General features: G+C 61.7%; 24 protein-coding genes. 17 read left to right on the top strand and 7 right to left on the bottom strand.

Annotated elements, in window-relative coordinates:
• The first annotated feature begins 57 nt into the window (after window positions 1–57).
• Together cyaY and AC3WR3_RS05825 are read left to right on the top strand one after the other, a co-directional pair.
• Window positions 58–372 (top strand): iron donor protein CyaY, encoded by a 315-nt coding sequence (cyaY, locus tag AC3WR3_RS05830; RefSeq protein WP_005330957.1) that lies wholly within the window; start codon window positions 58–60, stop codon window positions 370–372.
• Between the two features lie 14 nt (window positions 373–386).
• Window positions 387–1,040 carry an alpha/beta hydrolase gene (locus AC3WR3_RS05825; RefSeq protein WP_202047724.1) on the top strand — a complete coding sequence of 218 codons (654 nt, stop codon included), beginning with the start codon at window positions 387–389 and terminating at the stop codon, window positions 1,038–1,040.
• A gap of 93 nt (window positions 1,041–1,133) precedes the next feature.
• On the opposite strand, the gene AC3WR3_RS05820 is transcribed toward AC3WR3_RS05825, so the two are convergent.
• Window positions 1,134–3,653 carry a class I adenylate cyclase gene (locus AC3WR3_RS05820; RefSeq protein ID WP_492291421.1) on the bottom strand — a complete coding sequence of 840 codons (2,520 nt, stop codon included), beginning with the start codon at window positions 3,651–3,653 and terminating at the stop codon, window positions 1,134–1,136.
• A 322-nt stretch (window positions 3,654–3,975) separates the two neighbouring features.
• Here AC3WR3_RS05820 and hemC point away from each other — a divergent pair, with 322 nt between their 5' ends.
• Genes hemC through AC3WR3_RS05800 form a run of 4 tightly spaced genes read left to right on the top strand, consistent with a single transcriptional unit; the run spans window position 3,976 to window position 7,933 of the window.
• Complete coding sequence (gene hemC / locus AC3WR3_RS05815; protein WP_319912287.1) at window positions 3,976–4,905, top strand: hydroxymethylbilane synthase; 930 nt, start codon at window positions 3,976–3,978, stop codon at window positions 4,903–4,905.
• Window positions 4,906–4,951: 46 nt separating this feature from the next.
• Window positions 4,952–5,686, top strand: coding sequence for a uroporphyrinogen-III synthase (locus AC3WR3_RS05810; RefSeq protein WP_492291525.1), 735 nt, complete (start codon window positions 4,952–4,954; stop codon window positions 5,684–5,686).
• On the top strand, window positions 5,683–6,759 hold the full coding sequence (locus AC3WR3_RS05805; protein ID WP_139435505.1) for a uroporphyrinogen-III C-methyltransferase: 1,077 nt from the start codon (window positions 5,683–5,685) through the stop codon (window positions 6,757–6,759). The genes AC3WR3_RS05810 and AC3WR3_RS05805 overlap by 4 nt, the downstream gene beginning before the upstream one ends.
• A 10-nt stretch (window positions 6,760–6,769) precedes the next feature.
• On the top strand, window positions 6,770–7,933 hold the full coding sequence (locus AC3WR3_RS05800) for a heme biosynthesis HemY N-terminal domain-containing protein (RefSeq protein WP_139435507.1): 1,164 nt from the start codon (window positions 6,770–6,772) through the stop codon (window positions 7,931–7,933).
• 232 nt (window positions 7,934–8,165) lie between these two features.
• Here AC3WR3_RS05800 and AC3WR3_RS05795 read toward each other — a convergent pair whose 3' ends face one another.
• Both AC3WR3_RS05795 and glpX read right to left on the bottom strand, forming a co-directional pair.
• Window positions 8,166–8,417 carry a YkgJ family cysteine cluster protein gene (locus AC3WR3_RS05795; RefSeq protein WP_025325492.1) on the bottom strand — a complete coding sequence of 84 codons (252 nt, stop codon included), beginning with the start codon at window positions 8,415–8,417 and terminating at the stop codon, window positions 8,166–8,168.
• A gap of 169 nt (window positions 8,418–8,586) precedes the next feature.
• Window positions 8,587–9,597: a class II fructose-bisphosphatase gene (gene glpX / locus AC3WR3_RS05790; RefSeq protein ID WP_041206766.1), complete on the bottom strand. Its 1,011-nt coding sequence runs from the start codon at window positions 9,595–9,597 to the stop codon at window positions 8,587–8,589.
• A 218-nt stretch (window positions 9,598–9,815) separates the two neighbouring features.
• Here glpX and AC3WR3_RS05785 point away from each other — a divergent pair, with 218 nt between their 5' ends.
• Window positions 9,816–10,874 (top strand): porin, encoded by a 1,059-nt coding sequence (locus tag AC3WR3_RS05785; protein WP_139435509.1) that lies wholly within the window; start codon window positions 9,816–9,818, stop codon window positions 10,872–10,874.
• 86 nt (window positions 10,875–10,960) lie between these two features.
• On the opposite strand, the gene AC3WR3_RS05780 is transcribed toward AC3WR3_RS05785, so the two are convergent.
• Window positions 10,961–11,440 (bottom strand): GNAT family N-acetyltransferase, encoded by a 480-nt coding sequence (locus AC3WR3_RS05780; RefSeq protein WP_492291420.1) that lies wholly within the window; start codon window positions 11,438–11,440, stop codon window positions 10,961–10,963.
• Window positions 11,441–11,719: 279 nt separating this feature from the next.
• On the opposite strand from AC3WR3_RS05780, the gene AC3WR3_RS05775 reads away from it, so the two are divergent.
• The 3 genes from AC3WR3_RS05775 to AC3WR3_RS05765 all read left to right on the top strand — a co-directional run bounded on the left by AC3WR3_RS05775 (window position 11,720) and on the right by AC3WR3_RS05765 (window position 15,656).
• On the top strand, window positions 11,720–13,762 hold the full coding sequence (locus AC3WR3_RS05775) for a TonB-dependent receptor (RefSeq protein WP_492291419.1): 2,043 nt from the start codon (window positions 11,720–11,722) through the stop codon (window positions 13,760–13,762).
• Window positions 13,763–13,827: 65 nt separating this feature from the next.
• Entirely contained in the window at window positions 13,828–14,448 is a 621-nt protein-coding gene (locus tag AC3WR3_RS05770) for a PepSY-associated TM helix domain-containing protein (RefSeq protein WP_492291524.1), read from the top strand.
• Between the two features lie 173 nt (window positions 14,449–14,621).
• Window positions 14,622–15,656: an acyltransferase family protein gene (locus AC3WR3_RS05765; protein ID WP_492291418.1), complete on the top strand. Its 1,035-nt coding sequence runs from the start codon at window positions 14,622–14,624 to the stop codon at window positions 15,654–15,656.
• Window positions 15,657–15,824: 168 nt separating this feature from the next.
• On the opposite strand, the gene AC3WR3_RS05760 is transcribed toward AC3WR3_RS05765, so the two are convergent.
• Window positions 15,825–16,421 (bottom strand): outer membrane beta-barrel protein, encoded by a 597-nt coding sequence (locus AC3WR3_RS05760; RefSeq protein WP_492291523.1) that lies wholly within the window; start codon window positions 16,419–16,421, stop codon window positions 15,825–15,827.
• A gap of 242 nt (window positions 16,422–16,663) precedes the next feature.
• On the opposite strand from AC3WR3_RS05760, the gene AC3WR3_RS05755 reads away from it, so the two are divergent.
• Window positions 16,664–17,302: an exopolysaccharide biosynthesis protein gene (locus AC3WR3_RS05755; protein WP_492291417.1), complete on the top strand. Its 639-nt coding sequence runs from the start codon at window positions 16,664–16,666 to the stop codon at window positions 17,300–17,302.
• Between the two features lie 74 nt (window positions 17,303–17,376).
• Here the strand turns inward: AC3WR3_RS05755 and AC3WR3_RS05750 are convergent, their stop codons facing one another.
• The gene (locus AC3WR3_RS05750; protein ID WP_202047731.1) at window positions 17,377–18,267 is read right to left on the bottom strand and encodes a sensor domain-containing diguanylate cyclase; all 891 of its coding nucleotides are present in this window, start codon (window positions 18,265–18,267) and stop codon (window positions 17,377–17,379) included.
• Window positions 18,268–18,532: 265 nt separating this feature from the next.
• Window positions 18,533–19,120, bottom strand: coding sequence for a penicillin-binding protein activator LpoB (locus AC3WR3_RS05745; protein ID WP_247627374.1), 588 nt, complete (start codon window positions 19,118–19,120; stop codon window positions 18,533–18,535).
• A 223-nt stretch (window positions 19,121–19,343) separates the two neighbouring features.
• Here AC3WR3_RS05745 and AC3WR3_RS05740 point away from each other — a divergent pair, with 223 nt between their 5' ends.
• The 6 genes from AC3WR3_RS05740 to AC3WR3_RS05715 all read left to right on the top strand — a co-directional run bounded on the left by AC3WR3_RS05740 (window position 19,344) and on the right by AC3WR3_RS05715 (window position 23,546).
• Window positions 19,344–19,979, top strand: a complete 636-nt coding sequence (locus tag AC3WR3_RS05740) for a Vat family streptogramin A O-acetyltransferase (protein ID WP_342058928.1) — start codon at window positions 19,344–19,346, stop codon at window positions 19,977–19,979.
• A 122-nt stretch (window positions 19,980–20,101) separates the two neighbouring features.
• A complete protein-coding gene (locus AC3WR3_RS05735) occupies window positions 20,102–20,533 on the top strand; it encodes a GNAT family N-acetyltransferase (RefSeq protein ID WP_342058929.1) in 432 nt (143 codons plus the stop codon).
• Window positions 20,534–20,700: 167 nt separating this feature from the next.
• A complete protein-coding gene (locus AC3WR3_RS05730) occupies window positions 20,701–21,117 on the top strand; it encodes a GNAT family N-acetyltransferase (RefSeq protein ID WP_342058930.1) in 417 nt (138 codons plus the stop codon).
• Window positions 21,117–21,659 carry a GNAT family N-acetyltransferase gene (locus AC3WR3_RS05725; RefSeq protein WP_492291416.1) on the top strand — a complete coding sequence of 181 codons (543 nt, stop codon included), beginning with the start codon at window positions 21,117–21,119 and terminating at the stop codon, window positions 21,657–21,659. Before AC3WR3_RS05730 ends, AC3WR3_RS05725 begins: the two co-directional genes overlap by 1 nt.
• 217 nt (window positions 21,660–21,876) lie before the next feature.
• Window positions 21,877–22,680: a hypothetical protein gene (locus AC3WR3_RS05720; protein WP_492291415.1), complete on the top strand. Its 804-nt coding sequence runs from the start codon at window positions 21,877–21,879 to the stop codon at window positions 22,678–22,680.
• Window positions 22,677–23,546: a hypothetical protein gene (locus AC3WR3_RS05715; RefSeq protein ID WP_492291414.1), complete on the top strand. Its 870-nt coding sequence runs from the start codon at window positions 22,677–22,679 to the stop codon at window positions 23,544–23,546. The genes AC3WR3_RS05720 and AC3WR3_RS05715 overlap by 4 nt, the downstream gene beginning before the upstream one ends.
• Window positions 23,547–23,951 lie beyond the last annotated feature (405 nt).

The raw sequence follows: 23,951 nt of genomic DNA, 5'->3' as shown, positions 1-23,951 counted from the left end.
AAAATTTTTGGCCCTCTATAATCGCACTCACATTGTTAAAAGCAACAGGATAAACCGATGAAGGATCACGAGTATCACGCCCTGACCGACGCCTTTTTCCAGTATGTGGAAGACGTCATCGACGAAGGGTATCCGGATATCGACTGCGAGCGGGCCGGCGGTGTGCTGACCTTGAGCTTCGAGAACAAGACCAAGGTCATCATCAACAAGCAGGAGCCCCTGCACCAGATCTGGGTCGCCACCCGGGAGAACGGCTTCCACTTCGAGCTGCGCGGTGACAGCTGGATCGACAACCGCTTCGGCGACGAGCTCAAGGCTCTGCTGACCCGGGCCTGCACCACCCAGGCGGGCGAGCCCGTCCGGTTCCCATGATGGCTGAGCCCTCCATGATGGATCTGCATCCCCAGGGCGCCCGTCATGCGGTGATCTGGCTGCACGGGCTGGGGGATTCCGGCGCCGGGCTCGCGCCCCTGGTGGATGCCCTGGCGCTGCCCGCCGACTTGCCGGTCCGCCACCTGCTGCCCGATGCGCCCGAGCGGCCCATCACCATCAACATGGGCTACAAGATGCGCGGCTGGTACGACATCAAGAGCTTCGAGGATCCGGCGGATCGCGCCGTGGAGTCCCATGTGCGCGAGTCCGCCGATCGTATCGCCGCCCTGCTGGATCGGCTGGTGGCCGAGGGCTTCGCCCCGGGCAACATAGTGCTGGCCGGTTTCTCCCAGGGGGGCGTCATCGCCTCCTTCACCGCCCTGCGCCATCCGGTGCCACTGGCAGGCCTGCTCTGCATGTCCACCTATCTGGCGGCGCCCGAGCAACTGGTCGAGGAAATGAGCGAGGCCGCCCGCGCCCTGCCCATCTGCTACATGCACGGCATCTATGACGACGTGGTGAGCCTCTCCATGGGCTGGGACGCCAAGAACCGGCTGGAGGCGGCGGGACTCAGCCCCGAGTGGCACGAATACCCCATGCGCCACGAGATCTGCCGGCCCCAGCTCGCCGACATCCGTCGCTGGTTGCTGGCACGCCTCGGCGCCTGATTTTCGGATCACGGATAGGACAACGGCCTGCATCATGCAGGCCGTTTGTTTTCATCCCTTCCGGCGCTACACCGGCACATCATTCCACTTCCCTCACCCGACTTCCCGGGCCGCCCCCGGATTGTCCCGCTGGGGATTCTGGCTGCGGTAGGGGATCACCTCCAGCTTGTCGCCCATCTGCACGATCTCGTAATACTGGGGCAGGTTGAAGTTGCTGAACTGGCCCGCATTGCTGAATCGCTCGTGGCCCGAGGTGTAGAAGCGGTTCACCCCCTGCACCAGTTCGTCCTTGTTGCCGGCGAAGTGCTGGTAGATCTCCACCCGGTTCGCCTCGTCAAGGATATAGATATTGGTGCCCGCATCCCGGGTATCGAAGAAGAACTGCACCAATCCTTCGCTGGCGTAGGCGTCGACTATGCCGGGCAGGTGCTGGCTGTGGGTCTTGTCGAGGCGCAGCGGCAGGTGATCCAGCTTGTTGTGGGAGATGTGACGATAGAAGTCGATGGCGTTTTCCAGCTTCTTCACCGAGACCCCGCGCCGCTCGAAGAAGATGCCGTACTTCTCTTTCCCCAGCGCCAGCGTCTTGACCAGCTGCTGCTTGTCCCGGGCCAGACGCAGTTCGATGCACTCGGCCACCAGCTGCAGGAAGCGGGCGCGCACCAGGGAGCGGAAGTGCTGGCTGTAGCAGAACACCTCTATCTTCTCGGGGGCGGCGGCATCCTGGTGCATCTTGCCGAGTATGGTGGTGAGGGCATCCACCACCGCCTCCTCCCCCTGGAAGTGCAGGGTGCGGATCTCGCTCCAGGAGTTGCGATAGACCAGATCCACGGATCCCACCAGGCACTCCTGGTTGCGGCCGAAGGAGAAGACGTCCGCGGCATTGGCGTCGAACTCGATCACCTGGCCCACCCAGTGACTGGACGGATCCGTCTCCAGGTTCAGGAAGATGGAGAGCTGATGGATCTCGCAGGGGCGGCTCAGGGCCAGGTTGGTGGCGCGAGGGTACTTGACCGGGAAGGTCCCCGAGAGATCGCGGCAGAACTGGTGCAGGTTGTCGATGTGCAGATCCGAGCCCTGATTGAACAGGTGCACCCTGGACTGGGGCGTCAGCAGGCCGTTGAAGTAGGCCCAGGCCACCAGCTTGCTGATGTAGCCGTTATATTCGAGCGGCGCCCGACCTATGATGTCGGCGGGCTCGAGGGAATGCTTGTAGAGATACCAGCCGGCGCGATTCAGGCGGCCGTGGGGCACCTGCACCAGGCTGAGATCCGGCTCGCCGAGATCCGGCGCTATCTTGAGGTTGATCCGCTGCACCTTGCCCGGCAGACTCTCGAAGGCGGCATAGAGCTTGCGCGACAGTATGCCGATGTCTTCCGGGTTGATGGACTCGCTGATGTTGTTGCGCCGGGCGAACTGGATGAGGTTGCGGTAGCTCTGCATCAGGGCCTCCAGCAACTCGGCGTAGGCCACCTTGACGTCCTCTACCTTCCACTCCTGGCGATGATCCAGGTGATGCAGCCGCTCCGGGCTCCAGCCCCAGTAAGCCACCAGCTGGGCCATCTGCTCCCGGCGCCAGTCCGGGGAGTGATCCTCCTTCGGATGGCTCAGACCGTCGCACACCTTGAGATAGAAGCAGCGGCGCACCAGATCCAGGCGCTGCATGTCGCCGATGGATTTCAGGTAGTTGGTCACCTTGTCCAGCATCAGGCAGTAGTTGTCGAGCCGGTAGTGCATCCCCTCGTTGTGCTGGAACCAGTCGCGGCTGGTCACCGACAGCAGCCGGGTGTTGGGATACTCGTGGGAGTAGGCCTCCATCAACACCGACTTGAGCACCGCCTTGTAGGGGGAATCTATGCCCTTGTAGAGCTGCCACAGGGCGGAGCCGAAGTACTCCTCGGCGGGGATGCGGTCAAAGCCCCCGAGATCGAGCCAGTCATCCTGGCTCAACTTGCCGTGGGCGAACAGGCCGTTGACGTAGTCGTCGTAGTGATCGTCATATTCAGCCGGCACCAGATACCAGAGCAGCCGCTTGCCCGCGATGTGCATGGCGCTGCGATAGAACTCGTCGAGCAGCAGCAGGTGCTGGGCGCTGCCGCAGCTCTCCCCCTGCATCTGGGCATCGTTGCGCTGGCGGAACTTGTCTTCGGGGATCAGGAAGAAGTTGAGATCGACCCCGCGCTGCTCGGCCCACAGGGAGAGGTGCTGGCACTTCTGCTCCAGCAGGGCGAGTCGCTCCTGGGACAAGCCGGCCACGTGACAGACCCAGATGTCGAGATCCGAGTGGCAGCACTGACCGATGGAGGAGGTGCTGCCCATGGAGTAGAGGCCCTGGATCGACTTGTCGTGGGTGCTGAGGCCGCCCTGACAGTTGGCGTTCTGGCACAGATCCTGGATGAAGGCCTGCTGGGCCTCGTTGGCGACGAAACTCCAGATACCATGAGGCACGTCCCCTGCCACATAGCCGGGCAGAAGGGGATGATTGAAGTGCAGCATGACAGGCAGCAGTTGGAAGACCTGCTGCCCATAGCGACTCATGAGATCCAACGCTCGTTGCGTCTTGAGACGATTCAGCTCGTCGTAGCGCGCCACCAGCGTGTCGAGTTTTACCAGCAATGCCCTACCTATGGGGAAGAGAAATGACGCACCAAAACGGGGAGACGTCAAAAAAGTGTGATCATGTTAACAATGCAAACAGCAGTGGTAAACAAGCCCGCACACAATCACCGGATTATTTCTGGCACGCCCCGTAACGGTATCAATGGAAAGCAATAAAAAATAATATTTTCAATTAGTTGCCATCATATAATGAGCGAATGAAAATTAATTTCAGCGACCCTTTTTGAGCTTGGCCCCGCTTTTGCCGGCTGCGCCATGAAAGCCCATGCAAAGGGTGGTAAGATCGTTTTCCTCACTAAAGATGAAACAACTGATTGATATGGCAGCCCGAACCCTGAGAATTGCCACTCGCAAGAGCCCACTGGCCCTGTGGCAGGCCAACTTTGTAAAAGATCGGCTGGAAGCCCTCTATCCCGATCTGCGAGTCGAACTGGTCCCCATGAGCACCCAGGGTGACAAGATCCTGGATACGCCGCTGGCCAAGGTCGGCGGCAAGGGGCTCTTCGTCAAGGAGCTGGAGACTGCCATGCTGGAAGGGCGGGCCGACATCGCCGTCCACTCCATGAAGGACGTGCCGGTGGAGTTCCCCGAGGGGCTCGGCCTGCACACCATCTGCGAGCGCGAAGACCCGCGCGATGCCTTCGTCTCCAACCGTTTCAAGCAGATAGACGAGCTGCCCCAGGGGGCCGTGGTCGGCACCTCCAGCCTGCGCCGCCAGTGCCAGCTGCGGGCCGCCCGCCCGGATCTGGTGATCCGCGACCTGCGCGGCAACGTCAACACCCGCCTCGCCAAGCTGGATGCCGGTGAATACGACGCCATCATACTCGCCGCCGCCGGCCTGAAACGGCTGGAGATGGCCCACCGCATCACCGCCTTCCTCGAGCCGGAGCAGAGCCTGCCCGCCAACGGCCAGGGAGCCGTCGGCATCGAATGCCGCCAGGACGATGTTGAGCTGCACGCCCTGCTGGCGCCGCTGGAACACGCCGAAACCCGAATCCGGGTGCTGACCGAGCGCGCCATGAATCGCGCCCTGCAAGGGGGTTGTCAGGTGCCCATCGGTGCCTATGCCCTGGTGCAGGGGGACGAGGTCTGGCTGCGTGGCCTGGTGGGCAGCCCGGATGGCACCCGGGTGATCCGGGACGAGATCCGCGGCCCGCTGGCGGACGGCGAGGCGCTGGGCCACGCCCTGGCCCAGCGTCTGCTGGCCGCCGGCGCCGACGCAATTCTGGCCGAGGTCTACCGGGCATGAGTGCAGCGCGGACCGGTTCATGGTCATGTGCCCGGAGCGCCGCCTGATGGTCCCGCTGGTGGTGCGCCCGGCCGCCCAGGCCACCCTGCTGGTGCAGTTGCTGCGCCAGCAGGGCCATGCACCACTGTGCTGCCCGCTGCTGGAAACCCGGCCGGGCAGTGAACTCCCCCGCCTGCCCGAACTGCTGCCCCAAACGGACATCATCATCGCCGTCAGCGTCCATGCCGTTAAATTTGCTCATCATTTTCTGTTGCAAACTGGTCTGACCTGGCCACATATTGACTACTTTGCGGTCGGTCAGGCGAGCGCGGATGCCTTCAGCGAGGTGGGTGTCCAGTCCCTCTGCCCGACCGATCCCCGCAGTGAAGGCCTGCTGGCCCTGCCGCCCCTGCAAGGGGTGAGCGGCAAGCGGGTGCTGATCCTGCGCGGCAACGACGGGCGGGATCTCATCGCCCGGACACTGGCCTCACGCGGCGCACTGGTGCACTATTGTGCCACCTACGAGCGCCACTACCCCGAGCTCGACGGGGACGCATTGACCCGCCACTGGCAGGCAGCCGGCCTCGACAGCCTGCTCATCACCAGTGGTGAACTCTTGCAGCGGTTGCTGGCCCTGGTGCCCGGCCCGCAGCGACCCTGGCTTTATGACCGCCTGCTGGTGGTGCCCAGTCCCCGGGTGGCCGAGATGGCCGAGGGAGCTGGTTTTACCCGTATCGTGATTGCCCAAGGTGCATCCAACCAGGCTCTGGTGGCCGCCCTGGAACTGAGGAAGATGGAATGACTGAACAGCAAGAAGTCCAGCCGAGTGCTGCGGCCCCCGGGGCCGACAACAACAAGCCCGAGCACAAGGCCGTCGGCAACAAGAAGGGCGGCGCCGGCGTCGTCCTCGGTGGCGTTGCCATCCTGCTGGCTCTGGGGCTGACCGGCGGCCTCTATCTGCACGGCCACCAGAATGCCGTCGCCCAGCAGGCCGAACTCGGCGCCCTCAAGCTGCAGCTGGCCGAGGCCATGGGCAAGCTGGATCAGAACAACAGCAAGGATGCCGAACAGTTCAGCGCCCTCGGCAAGAGCCAGCAACAGCAGCAGGAGGCGCTGGACGCCCTGCAGCACAAGGTGCTGGATCTCGACGACAAGCGCCCCAACGACTGGATGCTGGCCGAATCCGAATACCTGGTACGCATGGCGGGCCGCAAGCTGTGGCTGGAACACGACATCGTCTCCGCCATCACATTGCTCGGCAACGCCGACGAGCGGATCAAGGCGCTCAACGACCCCAGCCTGATGCCCATTCGCAAGGCGCTGGCGGAAGACATAACCAAGCTCAAGGGGATGCCGCGGGTCGATCGCGAAGGCTTGACCCTGAAGCTGGCCGCGCTGTCGGACCAGATAGAGCTGCTGCCCCTCTCCACCGTGAGCATGCCACAAGCCAAGGCCGAGCCGGATCAGGCGGTCAGCACCAATCCGGACGAGTGGGAGAGCAATCTCAAGAAGAACTGGGTCAAGTTCACCGAGAACTTCATCACCATACGTCGCCGCGACGGGGCCGTGGAGGCCCTGCTCTCACCGCAGCAGGAGATCTTCCTGCGGGAGAACCTCAAGACCAAGCTGTTGCAGGCCCAGCTCGCCGTCTATCGCGAGCAGCAGGCGCTCTATACCGACAGCCTGGAGAAGGCCCAGCGCTGGCTGACCCAGTACTTCGATACCGACAACAGCGCGACCCAGTACATGCAGTCCGAGCTCGACAAGCTCAAAGACGAGCAGATCCAGTTTGACTACCCGGATCAGTTCAAGACCCAGGCCATGCTGGAACAGGTGCTGACCGAGCGCCTGCAACGCATCCTGGCCGGCAACTGAGGAGGAGACCATGATTCGTCTGATCGTCGTGGTGGCCGTGATGGTCGCGGGCCTGATCTTCGGCCCCGAAGCGTCCGGCAACAAGGGCTATGTGCTCATCTCGCTCGGCAACTACACGGTGGAGTCTTCGGTCACCAGCGCCGTGATCCTGGCGGTGCTCTTCTACGGTGCCCTGCTCATCGTCGAGTGGGTGCTGGGCCGGGTCTTCGGCCTGCGCCGCAAGACCCAGGGCTGGTTCGGCTCGCGCCGTCGCCGCAAGGCGAACCTGCAAACGGTGAATGCCACCCTGGCCATGGCCGAGGGGCACTACAACCAGGCCGAGAAGCTGCTGATCAAGGGGGCCGACAACAGCGACACCCCGCTGCTCAACTATCTGAGTGCCGCCAAGGTGGCCCAGGCCAGAGGCGATGACGTGCGCCGGGATCACTACCTGCAAAAGGCGCAGGAGGAGAACCCCAAGGCCGAGCTGGCATTGACCCTGATCCAGACCCAGCTGCAGATAGAGCAGGGCCAGTACGACAGTGCCCTCGGTCGGCTCGAGTCCGTCTACGCCCTGCACCCGCGCCATCCCATGGTGCTGGATCAGCTGCGCCAGGTCTATCTGGCCCGGGAAGACTGGGCGGCCCTCATCGATCTCGCCCCGGCCCTGCGCAAGGTGGGCAAGTTGACCGCCCAGCAGGAAGAGGCGCTGCTGCACCAGGCCTGGATTGGCCGTCTCGAGGCCGCCAGCGGCGCCCTCGAGACCCTGCGCCCGGTGTGGCAGGCGCTGCCCCGCAAGCTGCGTCAGGACCCCGCACTGCTGGCCAGCTACGGGGATCGTCTGCGCCGGCTCGGTGCCGACAGCGAGGCGGCCGACCTCTGGCTGGAGGCCCTGCGCAAGGATCCCTCCCCCGAGCTGTTCGCCCGCCTGCCCAAGCTCAGGCTGGATGACTATCAGCCCATGCTGACCCTGCTCAAGAAGATCCAGGATCAGCCGGGCGCCGAGGCGGCACTGGCGCGAGTCTACCTGCTGGCCGGCCAGCTGGACGAGGCCCAGCACCTGCTGGAGCAGGAAGTGGCGAAGCGGCCCGATGCCGCCCTCTACCATGCCCTCGGGCAGGTGATGGACAAGCGCCGTCTCACCAACAAGGCCAACGAGTACTATCGTCAGGCCCTGCAACTGGCCGACGTCTGACCTTCCCCGTCACGGGAGACAAAAAAAGGCCGCAATTGCGGCCTTTTTCTATTCCGGGTTTCTCCACGTTTCGCGATCGTTCGAATACGCTTCGCTATTCGAACCTACGAGAACGGCTGGATGTGGAGGCTTGATTGGCCATGTAGGTTCGATTAGCCGCGCAGCGGCGTAATCGGACAAGGTGATGTCGTTGCGGACATCGCCACATCATCGGACGAGCCACCACCTCGCCTCAGGCAGTCAGCCGCTCCATCTCGCCGATAAGCCAGACGGCCTCCTGGCGGTGTGAGCCGCACACGTCCTGCATGGGCCGAAAGCTGCTGCACACCGCAGGACGCTCGGGCTGGCCGAAGATCTTGCAGCCCAGCCACTGGTCGAGCTGAACACAGGGAACGCCGGCCGGCTTGCCCTCCGGCATGCCGGGGATGGCACTGCTGATACTGGGGGCTGTGCAGCAGGCACCGCAACCTTGACGACATTCCATATGATGCATTCCTGTGCATGGCGAAGCAGTCTATCAAAGGGCCCCGATTCCCCTTAGCCTTATCCGCCCTGTCCCGCTAAATAGTCCAGACCCGGACGCAGGGCAACAAAAAGCCCGACGGCAGCAGCGGTCGGGCTTTTCATCTTGCCGCAGGTTCAACCCACTCTCATCAGAGAATGATGTCGCGCACCACGCTGTCCTTGCGATCCAGGAAGTGAATCGACTTGATGCGGCGGATGGTGCGTGACTTGCCGCGGATCAGCAGGGTCTCCGTGGTCGCCATGACGCCATTGCTGGTGATGCCTTCCAGCAGATCACCCTTGGTGATGCCGGTGGCCGAGAAGATGACGTTGTCATTCTTGGCCAGATCTTCCAGCTTGAGCACCTTGCTCACGTCGATGCCGAGCTCCTGGCAACGGGCAATCTCCTGCTCGCCCAGGGCACGCACCTCGGGGCTGTCCCCCTTGACCTGGTGACGGGGCACCAGGCGCGCCTGCATGTCGCCGTCCAGGGCGCGGATCACCGCCGCCGAGATCACCCCTTCCGGAGCGCCGCCGATGCCATAGAGCATGTCCACTTCGCTGTCAGGCAGACAGGTGAGGATGGAGGCGGCCACGTCCCCGTCGGGGATGGCGAACACCCGCACCCCCAGCCCCTGCATCTCCTTGATCGCCTTGTCATGACGCGGCTTGGCCAGGGTGATGACGGTCAGGCGGGAGAGGGGCTTGCCGAGCGCCTTGGCGACGGCCTTGAGGTTCAGCTCCAGGGCCTGATCGAGATCGATGGCGCCCTTGGCACCCGGACCCACGATCAGCTTCTCCATGTACATGTCGGGGGCCTTGAGGAAGGAGCCCTTGTCGCCCACGGCCAGCACGGCCAGGGCATTGGACTGTCCCATGGCGGTCATGCGGGTGCCCTCTATGGGGTCGACCGCGATGTCCACGGCGTCGCCCTGACCCGTGCCCACCTTCTCGCCGATGTAGAGCATGGGGGCTTCGTCGATCTCCCCCTCGCCTATCACAATCTCGCCATCGATCTGGATCTGATTGAGGATGTGACGCATGGCCGCAACGGCCGCGCCATCGGCGATATTCTTGTCACCACGTCCGAGCCACTTGTAGCCAGCCAGTGCAGCCGCTTCCGTCACTCGGGAAAATTCGATTGCCAGTTCACGTCTCATCGCATATCCAACCTTAGGAGCTCGAAAACGGGCGGCATTCTACCACAAGGGCAAACCTTTGCGCGCAAAAGTGGCGACCAGCCACATAAATCCCGGTTTTCATCCCGCTGACATGAAACCGCCACGGCTTGTTCACACCCCGGTCACCCCGCTGTCATCTGTCACTTCTAGCATGGCCCCGTCTTTTAAAACAGAAGCTTGCAACACAAGGGATCATGATGAAAAAGCTGACAGTAGTAGCATTGGCTCTCACCGCCGCCTTCCAGGCTCAAGCCGTCGAAGTCTATAAAAATGACTCCACTCTGCTCGATCTCTATGGCCGCATCTACGCCGGCCAGTTCTTCGGCGAGAAGAAGGAGCTGGATGCCAATGGCGACATCAAGAACGAATACAGCGACAAGCAGGGTGCCAACCAGTTCGTCCGCCTGGGCGCCAAGGTAGAGAGCGAGATCAACCCGGGTCTCAAGGCCCTGGCCCAGTACGAATTGCAGATCTACGTCAATGACAGCGAGAAGACCGTCAGCGAGAACTCCGACAACATGCGCACCCGCCTGGCCTTCGCCGGGGTGGGCGCCGACTGGGGCAATGTCACCTTCGGCCGCCAGAAGGGCGCCCCCGGCCTGCTGGCCGACTGGACCGACGTCTCCCTCTCCGACGGCTACGGCAACGACGCCCTGGGCGCCAAGACCGACACCTTCGCCACCAACCGTGCCGGCTCTGTGCTGAAATACTCCGGCCTGTTCAACGGCTTCCAGGTCGATACCAGCTACAAGTTCGACGGCGGTGACACCGAAGAGACCACCAGCAAGGACAGCGATGCCGCCTACGGCGCCGCCCTGGCCTACACCTTCCCGTTCAACCTGGCCCTGGGTACCGCCTACAACGTGGGTATCCGCGACAAGAGCGGGGAAGAGGATGCCAAGCTGTGGCTGCTCTCCGCCAAGTACGACAACAAGGCCGTCTATGCCGCCCTGAGCTATGCCGACGGCAGCGACTTCCTGGCCACCGGCAAGGATCACACCGGCTGGGAAGGGGCCCTGGGTTACAACTTCGAGAGCGGCTTCGGCCTGATGGCCCTGTGGAACAAGCAGAAGGTGGAGCAGAGCGGCAAGTCCGACTACGACTCCATCGACTACTACACCCTGGGTGCCCAGTACAAGTTCAACAAGAACCTGAGGGTCATCGGCGAGTACCGCATCAACAACCTGGACAGCAATGACAGCGGCAAGCTGAACACCAAGGATGACTTCCAGCTGGCGGCCCGTTACGACTTCTAACTCCGGCCCCAGACAAAACGGCGCGCAGATCCCTCTGCGCGCCGTTTTTCATTCTTCCCTCCCGCTGGGGGGCTGAGCCACAGAGGCTAGAGTTTCTTCTGCCAGAACAGGGCCCGGCCCACTTGCGGGTTCAGCTCATAACCCTCGAAACCGCTGGCCAGGTAGGCGGCCTGGGCCACCCGGTTGCCCTCCAGCACCTCCAGGGTCAGCTTGCAGCAGTCGAGCTCCCGGGCGAGCTGCTCCACCTGTGCCAGCAGCCGTTTGCCGAGGCCGCGCCCGCGATGACCCGGGTGCACCGCAAGGTCGTGGAGGTTGAACAGGGGCCGGCAGGCGAAGGTCGAGAAGCCCTCGAAGCAGGTAGCCACCCCGGCCGGCTGCCCATCGACCCAGGCCAGCAACACATGGGCACCACTTCTCGCCGCCAGGGCCTGCGCCAGATTGGCCTTCACCTCATCGGCGAGGGGGCTGCCCCCGCCCATCTCGTCTTTCGCGTATTCGTTGAGCAGATAGACCAGCGCCTCGCCGTGCTGCCGGTTATGAAGGTCTGCCCTGATGATCTCTTCCATGTTCCGTTTCCTGTTTCCCTGGGGCGGCATCGGCGCCACCGAACCCGGATGGTAAACCAGCCCTTTGCCACAACCAAGACTCATCCGATCCGTTGCATCAGGGCAATGAGCCTCAACTGACCGCAAAACTGGTCGTAGGTGTGGGCTTTTTGCATCTTTGCCTTGCCAGTCAAATGAAAATAAATATCATTAGCGCCCTCCCGCATCGGGAGCATTTTAATAATTACTAATAAATCAATAAGTTCAGGCCAACAGGTCGATTAGAAGAGTCACACGCAGATGCATAACCCCAACCCCCCGCGCGCCCTGCTGGGCGTCGCCTTGCTGTCCCTTTGCGCCAGCGCCCAGGCCGAAGACGAGACCCTCACCGTGGTCGGCAAACGCAGCCAGCACGAAGAGGTGGCCACCGCCACCCGCACCAGCACCCCGGCCAAGCTGGTGCCCCAGACCATAGAGAGCGTCTCCGCCAGCGAGCTGACCGCCTACGGCCAACCGACCCTGAGCGAGGCCCTGAGCGGCATCCCCGGGGTCAACGCCAGCGGCGACACCCGCTTCGACGGCGTCAACATCCGCGGCTTCAACGCCAGCAACGACTTCTACCTCGACGGTCTGCGGGACGACATGCAGTACACCCGGGATCTCGGCAACATAGAGCGGGTCGAGGTGCTCAAGGGGCCGGCCGCCGTGCTCTACGGCCGTGGCAGCACCGGGGGCATAGTCAACCGGGTCAGCAAGAAGCCGCAACGGGGCCAGGCCTCCAGCGTCACCGCCCGGGTCGGCAGCTTCGACAGCCTGCGCCTCGCCGCGGATCTCAATGCCGAGGCAGGCGAGCAGGTGCAGCTGCGCCTCAACCTGGCCCAGGAGGACAAGGAGAGTTTTCGCGACGGCGTGACCAGCAAGCGCACCCTGCTGGCCCCGTCCGCCAACTGGGAGATCACCGACAAGCTGAACTGGCTGGTGCAGTACGAGCGCAACGGCAGCGATCGCACCCCGGATCGCGGCATCCCCGGCGTCAACGGTCGCCCGGCCGACGTGCCCATCGAGAGCGTCTACAGCGACACCAGCCGCGACTTCATCGATGACGTGGCCCAGTCCACCCGCTCCCAGCTCACCTGGGATCTGAACGAGCAGTGGCAACTGCGCCAGCAGCTCGGCTACACCAGCCTCGACAGCCAGTTCGACAACACCTATGTCACCAGCGTCAAGGGCGACCAGGTGACCCGCGCCCGCTGGCAGCAGGATCTCAAGGCCAGCAACCTGACCAGCAACACGGAAGCGGAAGGCCAGCTGCAGACCGGTCCCGTCGAGCATCGCCTGCTGGTGGGCCTGGAGCAGAGCTGGCAGGAGCGCACCCCCAAGCTCTATCAGAACGCTACCGCTATCCCCCCGGGCAACCTGTACGATCCGGGTTCACTGCCCAGCTACAACGGTGCCATGAAGCTCTCCAGCGACGCCAGGCACAGGGTGCGCGGCTACGGCCTCTATGTGCAGGATCAGCTCAGCCTAGGGGACTGGCACCTGCTCGGCGGCCTGCGTCGGGACGCGTTCACCGTCACCAGCCGCCGCAACGACCTCGACAAGGAGGAGACCCTCTCGGTCACCAGCCTGAGCCCGCGTCTGGGCCTGGTGTGGAACCCCATCGAGGAGCACGCCTTCTACACCTCCTACAGCAAGACCTTCACCCCGGTCGGCGGTGAGCTGATCGGCATCACCCCGGGGGACAAGAACAACAACCTGGATCCCCAGCACACCCGGCTCTACGAGGGGGGCGTGAAGAGCGACTGGCTGGACGGCCGCCTGGCCACCACCCTCTCCCTCTACCGGCTGGAGATGTACAACAAGCGCAGCAAGGATCCGCTGGATCCCACCAAGGTGCTCCTCACCGGCCTGCAGCGCACCGACGGCATAGAGCTGAGCGCCCGCGCCCAGCTCACCGACGCCTTCTACCTGCACGGCGGCATCGCCATCCAGGATGCGGAGCAGGTCAAGGCGGATGCGGATCTGCAGGGCAAGCGGCCGATGAACGTCTCCCGCGAGAACGGCCAGCTGTTCGCCGGCTACCAGAGCGGCAAGCAGGGCTGGTATGGGGAAACCGGGGTGACGGCGGTGGGGGATCGCTTCGCCGACAACGCCAACACCACAGTGCTGCCGGGCTACGCCCGCTATGACGCCCGCGCCGGTTACCGCTGGCAGCACTGGGATGCCCAGCTCAGCGTGGAGAACCTGACCGACCACGACTACTTTGTCAGCGCCACCAGCGCGGCCCAGATCATGCCGGGCAGCCCCCGTCAGCTGAATCTCACCGCCGCCTACCGCTTCTGATCCTCCTGCCCACAGCCAAACTGGCCAGCCTCTGCTGGCCAGTTTTTTTATGACGCGCCACCATGATGAAACCCAAGAGACTCCCCCTTCACAACAACAAGTGGGTGCGCCGCATCCACGCCTGGGCGGGCTTTGCCACCCTCACCCTGATGCTGCTCTACGGCCTGACCGGCCTCTGGCTCCAGCACAGGGCCGTGCTGCCCCTGCCCGGCCCCCACACCGAAAAGTCGAGCGAGGAGATAACGCTGGCCACGCCGCTGGCGAGCCCTGACGCACTGAAAGCCCTGCTGCAACAGCGTTACCCCGAGGGCTTGGAGGAGGGGCGGATCAGCATCACCCCGGCCCGGACCCTGCCCACCCCCACAGGCCCCCTCACCCTGCCGGCTCGCTGGGAGCTGCGCGGCGTCACCCTCCGCCAGAGCCTGGCCGCCAGTTATGTGGAGGGTACCCTGCTGGTGCAGATCGAGCTGCAGCGGGCCAACGTCGCCGCCAGCCTCAACCGGCTTCATCGCGGCATGGGCACTGGCCTCTCCTGGCAACTGGTCGGCGATCTCGCGGCCCTCTCCATGCTGCTGCTGGCCCTCACCAGTTTGCTGATGTGGAACAAGCTGCACGGCCCGGCCGGCCGTGGCATCGCCCTGCTGCTGACGGGCGTCGTCGCGACAGTGCTGGTCGCCCTGCTCTAGGGCTTTTACCGACACCAAAACGGGATCCGCCTCCCACCCGGGGTAACCCTGCCCATCCCCCGGGTAACAAAGGGTAACCGGCCACCGATGGGGGTCACAGTTGACGACCCCCCGGCTGGAAGAGGCATGTGCCCGGCTGCTAGGGTGCCGGGTTTCAGCCGTCGGAAACCATCATGCGCATTTCCAGCATCGAGTGCGGGCGAGTCCTGGCCATCCTGGCCGTGATGACCATTCACCTCTCCCCCTTCAGCAATCCGTTCGATCCCACCCTCTGGGACGGCACCCCCTACCTCTGGCTCGGGGCCGTCATCAACCAGCTGTGCCGCTTCGCGGTGCCGCTCTTCTTCCTCTGCGCCGGCTACTTCCTGCAACCCGCCCTCGCCGCAGGCAAGCCGATGGCGGTGGCGCTGCGCTACTGCCGCCCCCTGCTGGGGCTCTGGCTGGCCTGGAGCCTGCTCTATCTGCTGGTGCCCTTCAACCCGGTCGCGGCCATGACGGAAGGCTATCTGACCAGCATGGCGGGCCAGTGGCAGATGCAGCTGGGGGATCCTCTCAACGCCTGGTGGGTGGGTGGCATGATCCACCTCTGGTTCCTGCCCGCCCTGATGCTGGCCATCCTGCTGCTGGCTCTCTGCTGGCGGGTCAGGCTGCCCCGACTGGCTCTGGTGGCGGGCGCCCTGCTCTACGGCCTGGCCCTGATCGGCGGCTCCTATGGTCCGCTGCTAGGGGGGGAGTGGGCCCTGCTGACCCGCAACGGCCCCTTCTTCTCGCTGCTGTTCGTGGCCCTTGGCGCCGAGCTGCGCCTGCGTGGCTGGCAACCCGATGCCAGGCGCAGCGCCCTGCTGATGGTGGCGGGGATGGGTCTCTATGCCCTGGAGGCCGCAGGCCTGCTGCGTTTCGCCGCCGTGCCTCTCAACCGTCACGACTTTCTGCTGGGCTCCCTGCCCTGGGCGCTCGGCCTGTTCGGCCTGCTGCTGGCCAATCCAAACTGGGGCAAGGGCAGCTGGCTGGAACGCCAGGCCCCCAAAGTGCTGGGTCTCTACTGCCTGCACATGATGCTGGTGGTCTGGCTGATGGTGTTCGGCCCCCAGGGCAAGCTGCTGTGGTGGGAGCTGGCGAAGGTGCCGGTGCTGCTGGTGCTCTCTCTGCTCGCCTGCCGACTGCTGGCGACAAACCGGATCAGCGGCTGGCTGCTGCGGGCTCGCTGAGGCCGCTCGCGCAGGCCTCTGCAGCCAGCGAGCCTGCATGAGCCAAGCCATACGAGCAGCGGGGGCTCACCATGGGTGCCAACGCGGTGCACGACAGGGGATTTGGCGTCAACGAGTCCCAGAGCCGTCTCACCTTCGGCATCCCATCAACCGGCCCAAAGAGCGGGCTCAGAACCTCAGGGTCAAGCCGATATTGGCCTGCCACTGGGTGAGCAGATCCCCCCGCACCCGGAAGGCGCACACCTCGGGGTTGCAGAGAAACGCGCTGTCGTCATTGAGCAGGGAGCCGTAGCCGCGCACCTCGGCCCGCAGCGCCAGATGTTGCCCCAGGCGCGGCTGCACCCCGAGCGCCAGGGACATGGAGGGGGCCGTCTCGCTGTCATAGGCATCGAAGCGGGTCACCCCGATCCCGGCGCCGAGATAGGGTGCCATCAGGTTGTCCGAGAGGGTCAGTGCCCCGGCGAAGTGCAGGGTATCCACCGTCAGCCTGTCCGGCTGATCCGGGGAGATGGGGGTGGACTGATGGCTGTAGAGCAGCTCCACCATGCCGGGATCATCCACCTCCCGGCTGATGAAGAGGCCCCAGTTGCCCGAGCTCTCCCCTTGCAGTGAGTCGATGCCGGTCGAGTGCGGCGTGGGAGCGGGTTCATCCATGGCCTCGAAGTCGATGGACGAGCTGTAACCCAGGAAAGGGGTCAGCTGCCAGCCCGAGGCGGCGGGCTCGGCCGCCCAGCCCGTCAGCGGCAAGCACAGTCCCAGCAGCATCATCATCGCTCGCGTCACGCTCTTCTCCCGGTTGCATGGATTGCGTCAAAAGCATATCAGAGCCTGTTCCATCCGACCCTTGACGGGGGCTGTATCGTCCCGTTTTGGCGGCCCGCCCCCGTTCCCCGCCCTCTCTTTTCATCAAAGCTTGCGCCGGCTCACATTATTCATCTGGGATTAACCTCTGCCACGTAAGCTGTCGGCGCCACAGAGGTGGCGTTAACAGGACGAGGATCTCAGGAATGGTTGCCGCGCAACTCAATGACCCACAAAGCACGCTCTCCGATACCCTGCGGGCCACCGCCCACGCCATCGAGGAGAGCCACATCAGCCTGCGCCAGATGCTGGCTCTGGTGGGGGAGCAGGGCATGCTGCTGTTTTGCGTGCTGCTCACCGTTCCCTTCCTGCTGCCGGTCTCCATCCCCGGCGTCAGCACGCCGTTTGGGCTCCTGATCCTCTTCATCGGCGTCGGCATCACCCTCAACCGGGTGCCCTGGCTGCCCGCCGTCCTGATGGAGCGGCGCTTCGCCGCCGAGCACATCAAACCGGCCATGCACAAGGGGGCGGATCTGCTGGCCCGCATCGACCGCCTCATCCGGCCGCGCCTGCTGATCCTGACCGGCAGTTACGCCATCAACCGCTGCAACGGCCTGCTGATCATGCTGGCGGCCATGCTGTTGATGCTGCCCCTTGGCGCAATTCCTTTCACCAACGCCATGCCCGCCTGGGCCATACTGCTGCTGGCCATCGGCATGTTGCAGCGGGACGGTCTCTTCGTCGCCCTCGGCTACGCCCTGGTGAGCGCCACCCTGGTCTGGTTCAGCGTGCTGGCCATAGGCCTGCTGATGGCGGGCCAGAACATCTCGACGCTGTTTGGCTGAGACGAACGCAGATGCAGACAAACGAAGGAGGGCGACACAGGGTCGCCCTCCTTCGTTGCAAGCCCGGGTGCTTTTCAGGGATCCCCGTCGTGGGCCACCTGGTTGCGCCCGCCCCGCTTGGCCCGATAGAGCCACTCGTCCGCCCGGGCCAGCACGGCACTGAGCTCCTCCCCCGGCCGGATCAGCGTGGTGCCCAGACTCACGGTGACGGGGGCCGGATCCGGCGCCATGGCCGCCACAGCGGCGCGGATCCGCTCCGCCACCTTCAGCAATATCCCCTCGTCTATCTGCGGCAGCAGGATCAGAAACTCCTCGCCGCCGCTGCGCACGAACAGATCCTCCCCCCGCAGCTGGGCGGACACGCACTCGCAGACCCGGCACAGCACCCTGTCCCCGGCCTGGTGACCGTAGCGATCGTTGATCTGCTTGAAGTGATCGAGATCCAGCATGATGAGGCCGGTGAGCGGCTGGCCCTGCACCCTCTGGTGGTATTGATCGAAGAAGAAGTGGCGATTGTAGAGGCCGGTCAGCTGATCCGTCTCCCCGAGCCGCTTGAGCCGCAGTTGCAGCTCGTGCTGGCGGGTGATGTTGCGGGTCATCCAGGCCACGGCCCGCTTGCCGTCGTAGAGGGAGGGCAGCGGCGCTATCTTGCCCTCGAAGCGCTGCATCCCCTGGGGCCCCGCCTCGGCATCTATGCCCTCCACCTCGGCGGGAGAGAGATCGTACTCCACCACCTGCACCTGGCCGCCGGCCAGGGCACGGGCCACCTGCTCCATCACCCAGAACGCCTTGTCTGCCGGCAGCACGTCGAACAACCGCTTGCCGATCAGGGGGTTGCCATCCTGATATGACTGCTGCTCCACCCCGCCTATGTACTCGATGTAATGACCATCTTCACTGAGGATGAAGACGGGGTCGGGCAACTGGGTCATCACTTCATAGAGTTGTGCCACTGAGAGAGCCATCTGTGCTCCTTTTATCTGCGGGGAGGGCCCTGAGCTGTCTGTTATAGACGCTCCGCTCAGTATCGCATACGGCCAGAATGCCGTGGCTGCGCCGCAGGTGTGGTAGTGAACGGCTATTCCCCCGGACCCGCCATCGGTACCCGCAGAGGGGTATATGGCACCACTCGGCCCATGACAGGCGCTCGCGGCGAGCGCGCTGGCGCCTTGAAACGAAAACGCCATCGAGAGGGGCTCGATGGCGTTTTCGGTGGCCGGGATGAGGGGATCAGCGGCTGGCGGAGCGGCTCCCGCTCCAGAGCAGCTCGCCGCTCTTGAGATCCATCAGGCTCATGGCGAGGCGGTAGCGGCTCCCCTCGGAGAGAAGATCCCCGTAGAGCATGTAACCGGCCCCGGTCTGGCGACCCAGACGCACCAGGGAGGCGGGATTCATGCCCCCCTGCTGGTACTCGAGCTGACCCGTGATGGCCGCCACCTGGCCGGGATCCGCGAAGCGAAAGCCGCTGTTTGCCTGAATGCGCTGGCTCATGGCCACCGCCATGGGCTGGGTACTGAAGGGCTCCCCTGTGCCGTTCTGGGGCGCCATCAGCAGCAGCACAGGGCTGCCATCCTGGCTCAGCGCCTGCACCTCGGGGGCCTTCAGAAAGGCATCCGCCATGGCGAGCGCCAAGCCGGTCGGGGCCACGGGTGCGGGCGCAGGCACCGGCTCTGCCTTGTCAGGCTCGACCACAGGTTGCTCTGGCTGGCTCACCGGCTTGTCCGGCTCGCCGACCGGCGCAGGCGTCCCCCCATAGGGATTGACCGCACAGCCGCCCAGCAAGAGGGCACCCACCATCAACAAGGAACGCAGCTTCATCTTTTCTCTCCACCGGAAGTGCGCAAGGCGCACTTCGTCAATCATCCATTTTGACGGAGCCCGGCTCCGCCTCCCCTCCATGCTAGAGACAAACCGGCCCCGGGTCGATGCGCATATGGGACGGGGGCGACAAAGGCTGGCGAACCGGGCCGTACAAAAAGGTGGCAAGGGGCCGTCCGGTTCCGTTAGGGTAGCCTGAGCCCAGATCCCAGAGGAGCACCCCATGCACGGACCCGATCCCGCCAATCCCCACCCCATGGAGGGCTTCCCCCAGGTGTGCTTTATCAAGAACACCATCAAGGGGCCCAATATCGAGGTGGGCGACTACAGCTACTACGACGACCCGGAGGATTCCGCAGGCTTTGAGCGCAACGTCCTCTATCACTTCCCCTTCATCGGCGACAAGCTGATCATCGGCAAGTTCTGCGCCATCGCTCGCGGGGTCAAGTTCATCATGAACGGCGCCAACCACCAGACCTCCGGTTTCTCCACCTACCCCTTCTTCATCTTCGGCAACGGCTGGGAGAGCGCCGCCCCCGCACCGGGCACCCTCCCCTACAAGGGAGATACCCTTATCGGCAACGACGTCTGGATTGGCTATGAGGCCCTGATCATGCCGGGCGTCAGGGTCGGCAACGGTGCCATCATCGCCGCCCGCTCCGTGGTCACCACCGACGTGCCCGACTACGCCGTGGTCGGCGGTAACCCCGCCAAGCTGATCCGCTACCGCTTCGACGACGACACCATAGCCCGTCTCAACGCCCTCGCCTGGTGGGACTGGCCGGTGGAGCGGATCAGCCGGAATTTGAACTTGATCAGCGGCGGGGACATTGGCGAGTTGGAGAGGGTGGGGTTATAGCTACCCACCTGGAGGCATCGAGGAGATGCCTCCCCATACAGCCCTGGAGAGCACGCATCCATCACCAGATCAGTGCGTTACATGGGAATTTAAAACCATCAGGTCCCACTGGAGTTATCAACATGACCACACCCGCTTTCACTGTCGTCCACTCAACACCGCCCGTCGAAACCTATCGCTATCTTCGAACCGCAGCCGGACTTAGCTCGAAGACTCTTGAGGCCGCAGAGCGTGGTCTGCCCAATACGCTGTTTGCCGTCCAGGTGTTTTGTGGCCAGACCGCCATCGGCATGGGTCGCATCATCGGAGATGGCGGGACATTTTATCAAGTGGTTGATATTGCGGTGCTGCCTGAATATCAGGGTCAAGGGGTAGGCAAAAAGATCATGACGGAGATCGCCGACTATATCGCCCGCGAGGTACCGGAGTCAGGCTATGTCAGCTTGTTGGCAGATGGGGAGGCTCATCGACTCTATCAGCAATTCGGTTTCTCGCTCACGGCGCCTGCCAGTGTTGGTATGGGGCTTAAGCGAATGGCCGCCGAAAAGACCTGACCATTCATTCACATCCATACCCAGGACAGCCATGTTGGGATATCCCCCTTCTTGTCTGCCTGGTGAAACAGGTCAGCCCGCACAGGTGGCACTGAACAGCCGCGGGCAGATAGCCGAGCTGGAAGCGGCAACCCGATAGAGACAACCACCATCAAGCAGGAAGCACTATGCAATTGACCACACCCCAACCCCCTCAGGACGATGAGATCGAAGCGCTGCGAGTTGGCCTCTCAGGCTACAACCTGGATCACGCCGGCACCCACCTGCGCGAGCGGATCGCCAGCTTTATCAAGGATGAACAGGGCAAGGTCCACGGCGGCATCATCGCCGACATCAAGTGGGGCTGGCTGCACGTCGACTGGCTCTGGATCGACGAAAGCATCCGCAAGGATGGCTGGGGCAGCCGCCTGCTCGGCGCCATGGAGCAGTACGCGCAGAGCAAGGGCATCACCAACTACCATCTGGAAACCACCAGCTTCCAGGCCCTCCCCTTCTACCAGAAGCAGGGTTACGAAGTCTTTGGCCAGCTGCCCGATTTGCCGCCGGGGCATATCAGTTACTTCCTGAAAAAGCAGGATAAGTGATGCCATTCCAGCGCCTTGCCAACGCCAATCTCGTTATTCGCCCGTTCGAAGCGGGCGATGCCGACGAGTTTGTCCGCGCGGCCCACGAATCCATCGAGACGGTCGGCAAATGGATGAGCTGGTGCACTCCCTCGTTCAACCGGGAGCAGGCGCTGGCCTGGTTTGCCAACTGCGATCAGGACCGCGGGGCGGGACGAGCTTTTGACATGGGCCTCTTCTGCGTCGCCACCGGACAGCTACTGGGTGGCGCTGGCATCAACCAGCTGGCCGCCCATCATCGCTACGGCAATATCGGCTATTGGGTGCGGCAGTCCCGGCAAGGCCAAGGCATCGCCCGGCAGGCAGTCGCCCTGCTGCGTGACTTTGGTTTTCAACAGTTGGGTCTATTTCGGCTGGAGATCGTGATGGGGGTTGGCAACACCGCCAGCGAAGCTGTCGCCATTGCCGCAGGGGCCACCTTTGAGTGCCGGGCAAGAAATCGTATCTTCCTCCATGACCAGCCTATGGATGCACATGTTTATTCTCTTATCCCCACAGACTGACTTCTGGAACAAGGTACATTTCTGAGATGAACTGCCATAGTCATGCCGACCTTCACTCTGCGACTCATCAAGCCAAGCCGCCAACTACGCCGTCTGTCAGAATGATGGGTTAACCAGAATGCTTTGCATCAATACTTGCTGGTTAAATGAACAGTGTATTCGATTAGCATTTTACTCTAGAATATCAGCCATCATTTTTGGCGTTATGGATAATTGAATGCAATCTTCAATTGAAATACTCAGCCAGGCAAGTTTCAAATCGGTGCTAGGCAGACCCAGTGAAGGCCAAATGGCTTTGACTCTTTTATGCCTTATTGATTGGCCTGACGGCGTACAGAGACAATCATATGTAAAAATATTTACTCGTGAGGATAGCATTGGTGTTTTTAATGAAGTCCTCGGATACCTTCTTACCAAATCAAGCGATCTTCCTGTCGCGCCCAAAGCGGGCATACTGATATTACCTGATGGGATCATTGAATCGATTGACTTAACCATCTCGCCAATTGCATTTGTCACTTCAAAGATTACTGGGCAATCCCCATCCAGTTATTACAATATTGGCGATATGATTAAGTTTGACAGTCTTAGAAAAATTCTTGATGACTGGGGGAGTTTGCACAAAACGATCGCATTTGATGAGTGGGTTGCAAATCAAGATAGAAATTTAGGGAATTTGATCATTGATTCAAATAGCCAAGTCACTCTGATTGACCATAGCAATATGCCTGTGGATCTTGCGTGGTCTCCTGAGGATTTATCTATAACTATCAATCCAGAAAATAAATTAGAACGAGTCTTTCGTTCCATCCCTACACTCCCTCAAAAAATGGATATAATAAGAGGTGCTAATGGGCAGGCTGAAGCATTAGATATCGTATTGGCTGAAGTGATTTATTGGTGTGATAAGCTTTTGGATCCACAAGCAAGAGACAGTCTACTAGCATTTTTGAAACAACGGGCTATTTTATCAAACGAAAGATTAAGCAGAAGACTTGGTGTGCTTGTGGGGGTTGCATGATTAATTTTGATTCTATATTAAATGAGCATTCTCACCAGCCGATTATCAAGGGTGAATGGTTCACGATTCAATGGTCACCAGACATTGCTACAGGTGAGCGGCTTAATATTTGCGTGTGTTTCAAGGATAATTTAGGTGGAGTGTTTGTACAAACTCTAGAATATTTTGATAGGATTTCTTGCTTATATTCTCACAGTATGGTTTTTCATCTTAAGCTTGCATGTGATGTGGCAAGAGAAATCATCCATTCAGGGGATGACTTCTTATCAAACAAGTACCAAAGCTTAACATTCAAGAATAATGGCTATGCCCAAGGCGAGTCTGCCGACGATATTGTTTCATCTTTATTTTTAAATGTTGTACCTTTATCAATAAAAGTGACAAAAAAAAGAGAGCGTGCATACGCACCGATTTCTAGAGACAGACTTTATAATATAATGGATGGATATTTACAGCAACATCTTAAGTTAGAAGAATATTTTGAAATGCGAGATCCTTCGCCATCAAAAAGAGTCCCTCTGGGACAACAGTCACAGACTATTTATCTTCCATACAGAGCTAAAAACTCTCTTGGTACAATAGCATCGGCAGCATATGCTGATGAAAACTTAGCTAAGTGCCATCTATATGATGCGCAAAGAGATATTTCATTGGCTTTAAAAAGCTATAGTGAATATAAATGTGGGGCTATCTTCATATTATCCCCGAATAATGGCCTCAAGGTGGAAAAACGCGACCAAGTTGATTTGGAAATTGATAAATCCTGTTGGTATTTAAAAACTCTAAATATAGAAACTGAAGTGGATAGCAACCCCGACATCCTTTCTGATAGAGCAGTTCATTGGTATCGCAGAAATGCTGCTTGATACTATTTCAAATAGTATCAGTAGAACATCATCCATTTGGGCGGTCCATTACTGACAGGGCAAGCATGATGCTTTTACACAGGCAAAATCCTGCTTGGTTCCCCCCTCTTATTCGCTGAAGCGAGTCCGCTTGTCCAGGCCGCGAGACAGGATGTCGAGCGAGCGGCGCCGGGCCATGGATGGCCCGTCGGCGCGTGCCGTCGGACAAGCGGGTGAGCCGAAGGCACCCGACGTAAGTCGGGCGAATAAGCGGGGGAGAAGACCTTTGGTGACTTTGGGTCTTTCCAAAGTCACTCGCCCCAGCCCGAAGGGCGGGCGAAACCCCGTCGAGGCCAACGGCCTCGCATCCTGCATGGCGAAGCCATGCCATTCCCCCATCACGCGGAACGGACGATTACGCCTGAC

The sequence above is a fragment of the Aeromonas sp. EU05-FHT14A05 genome (assembly GCF_058791175.1).
The sequence above is the reverse complement of the archived record's forward strand: the minus strand, read 5'-3'. Positions and strand labels throughout refer to the sequence as shown.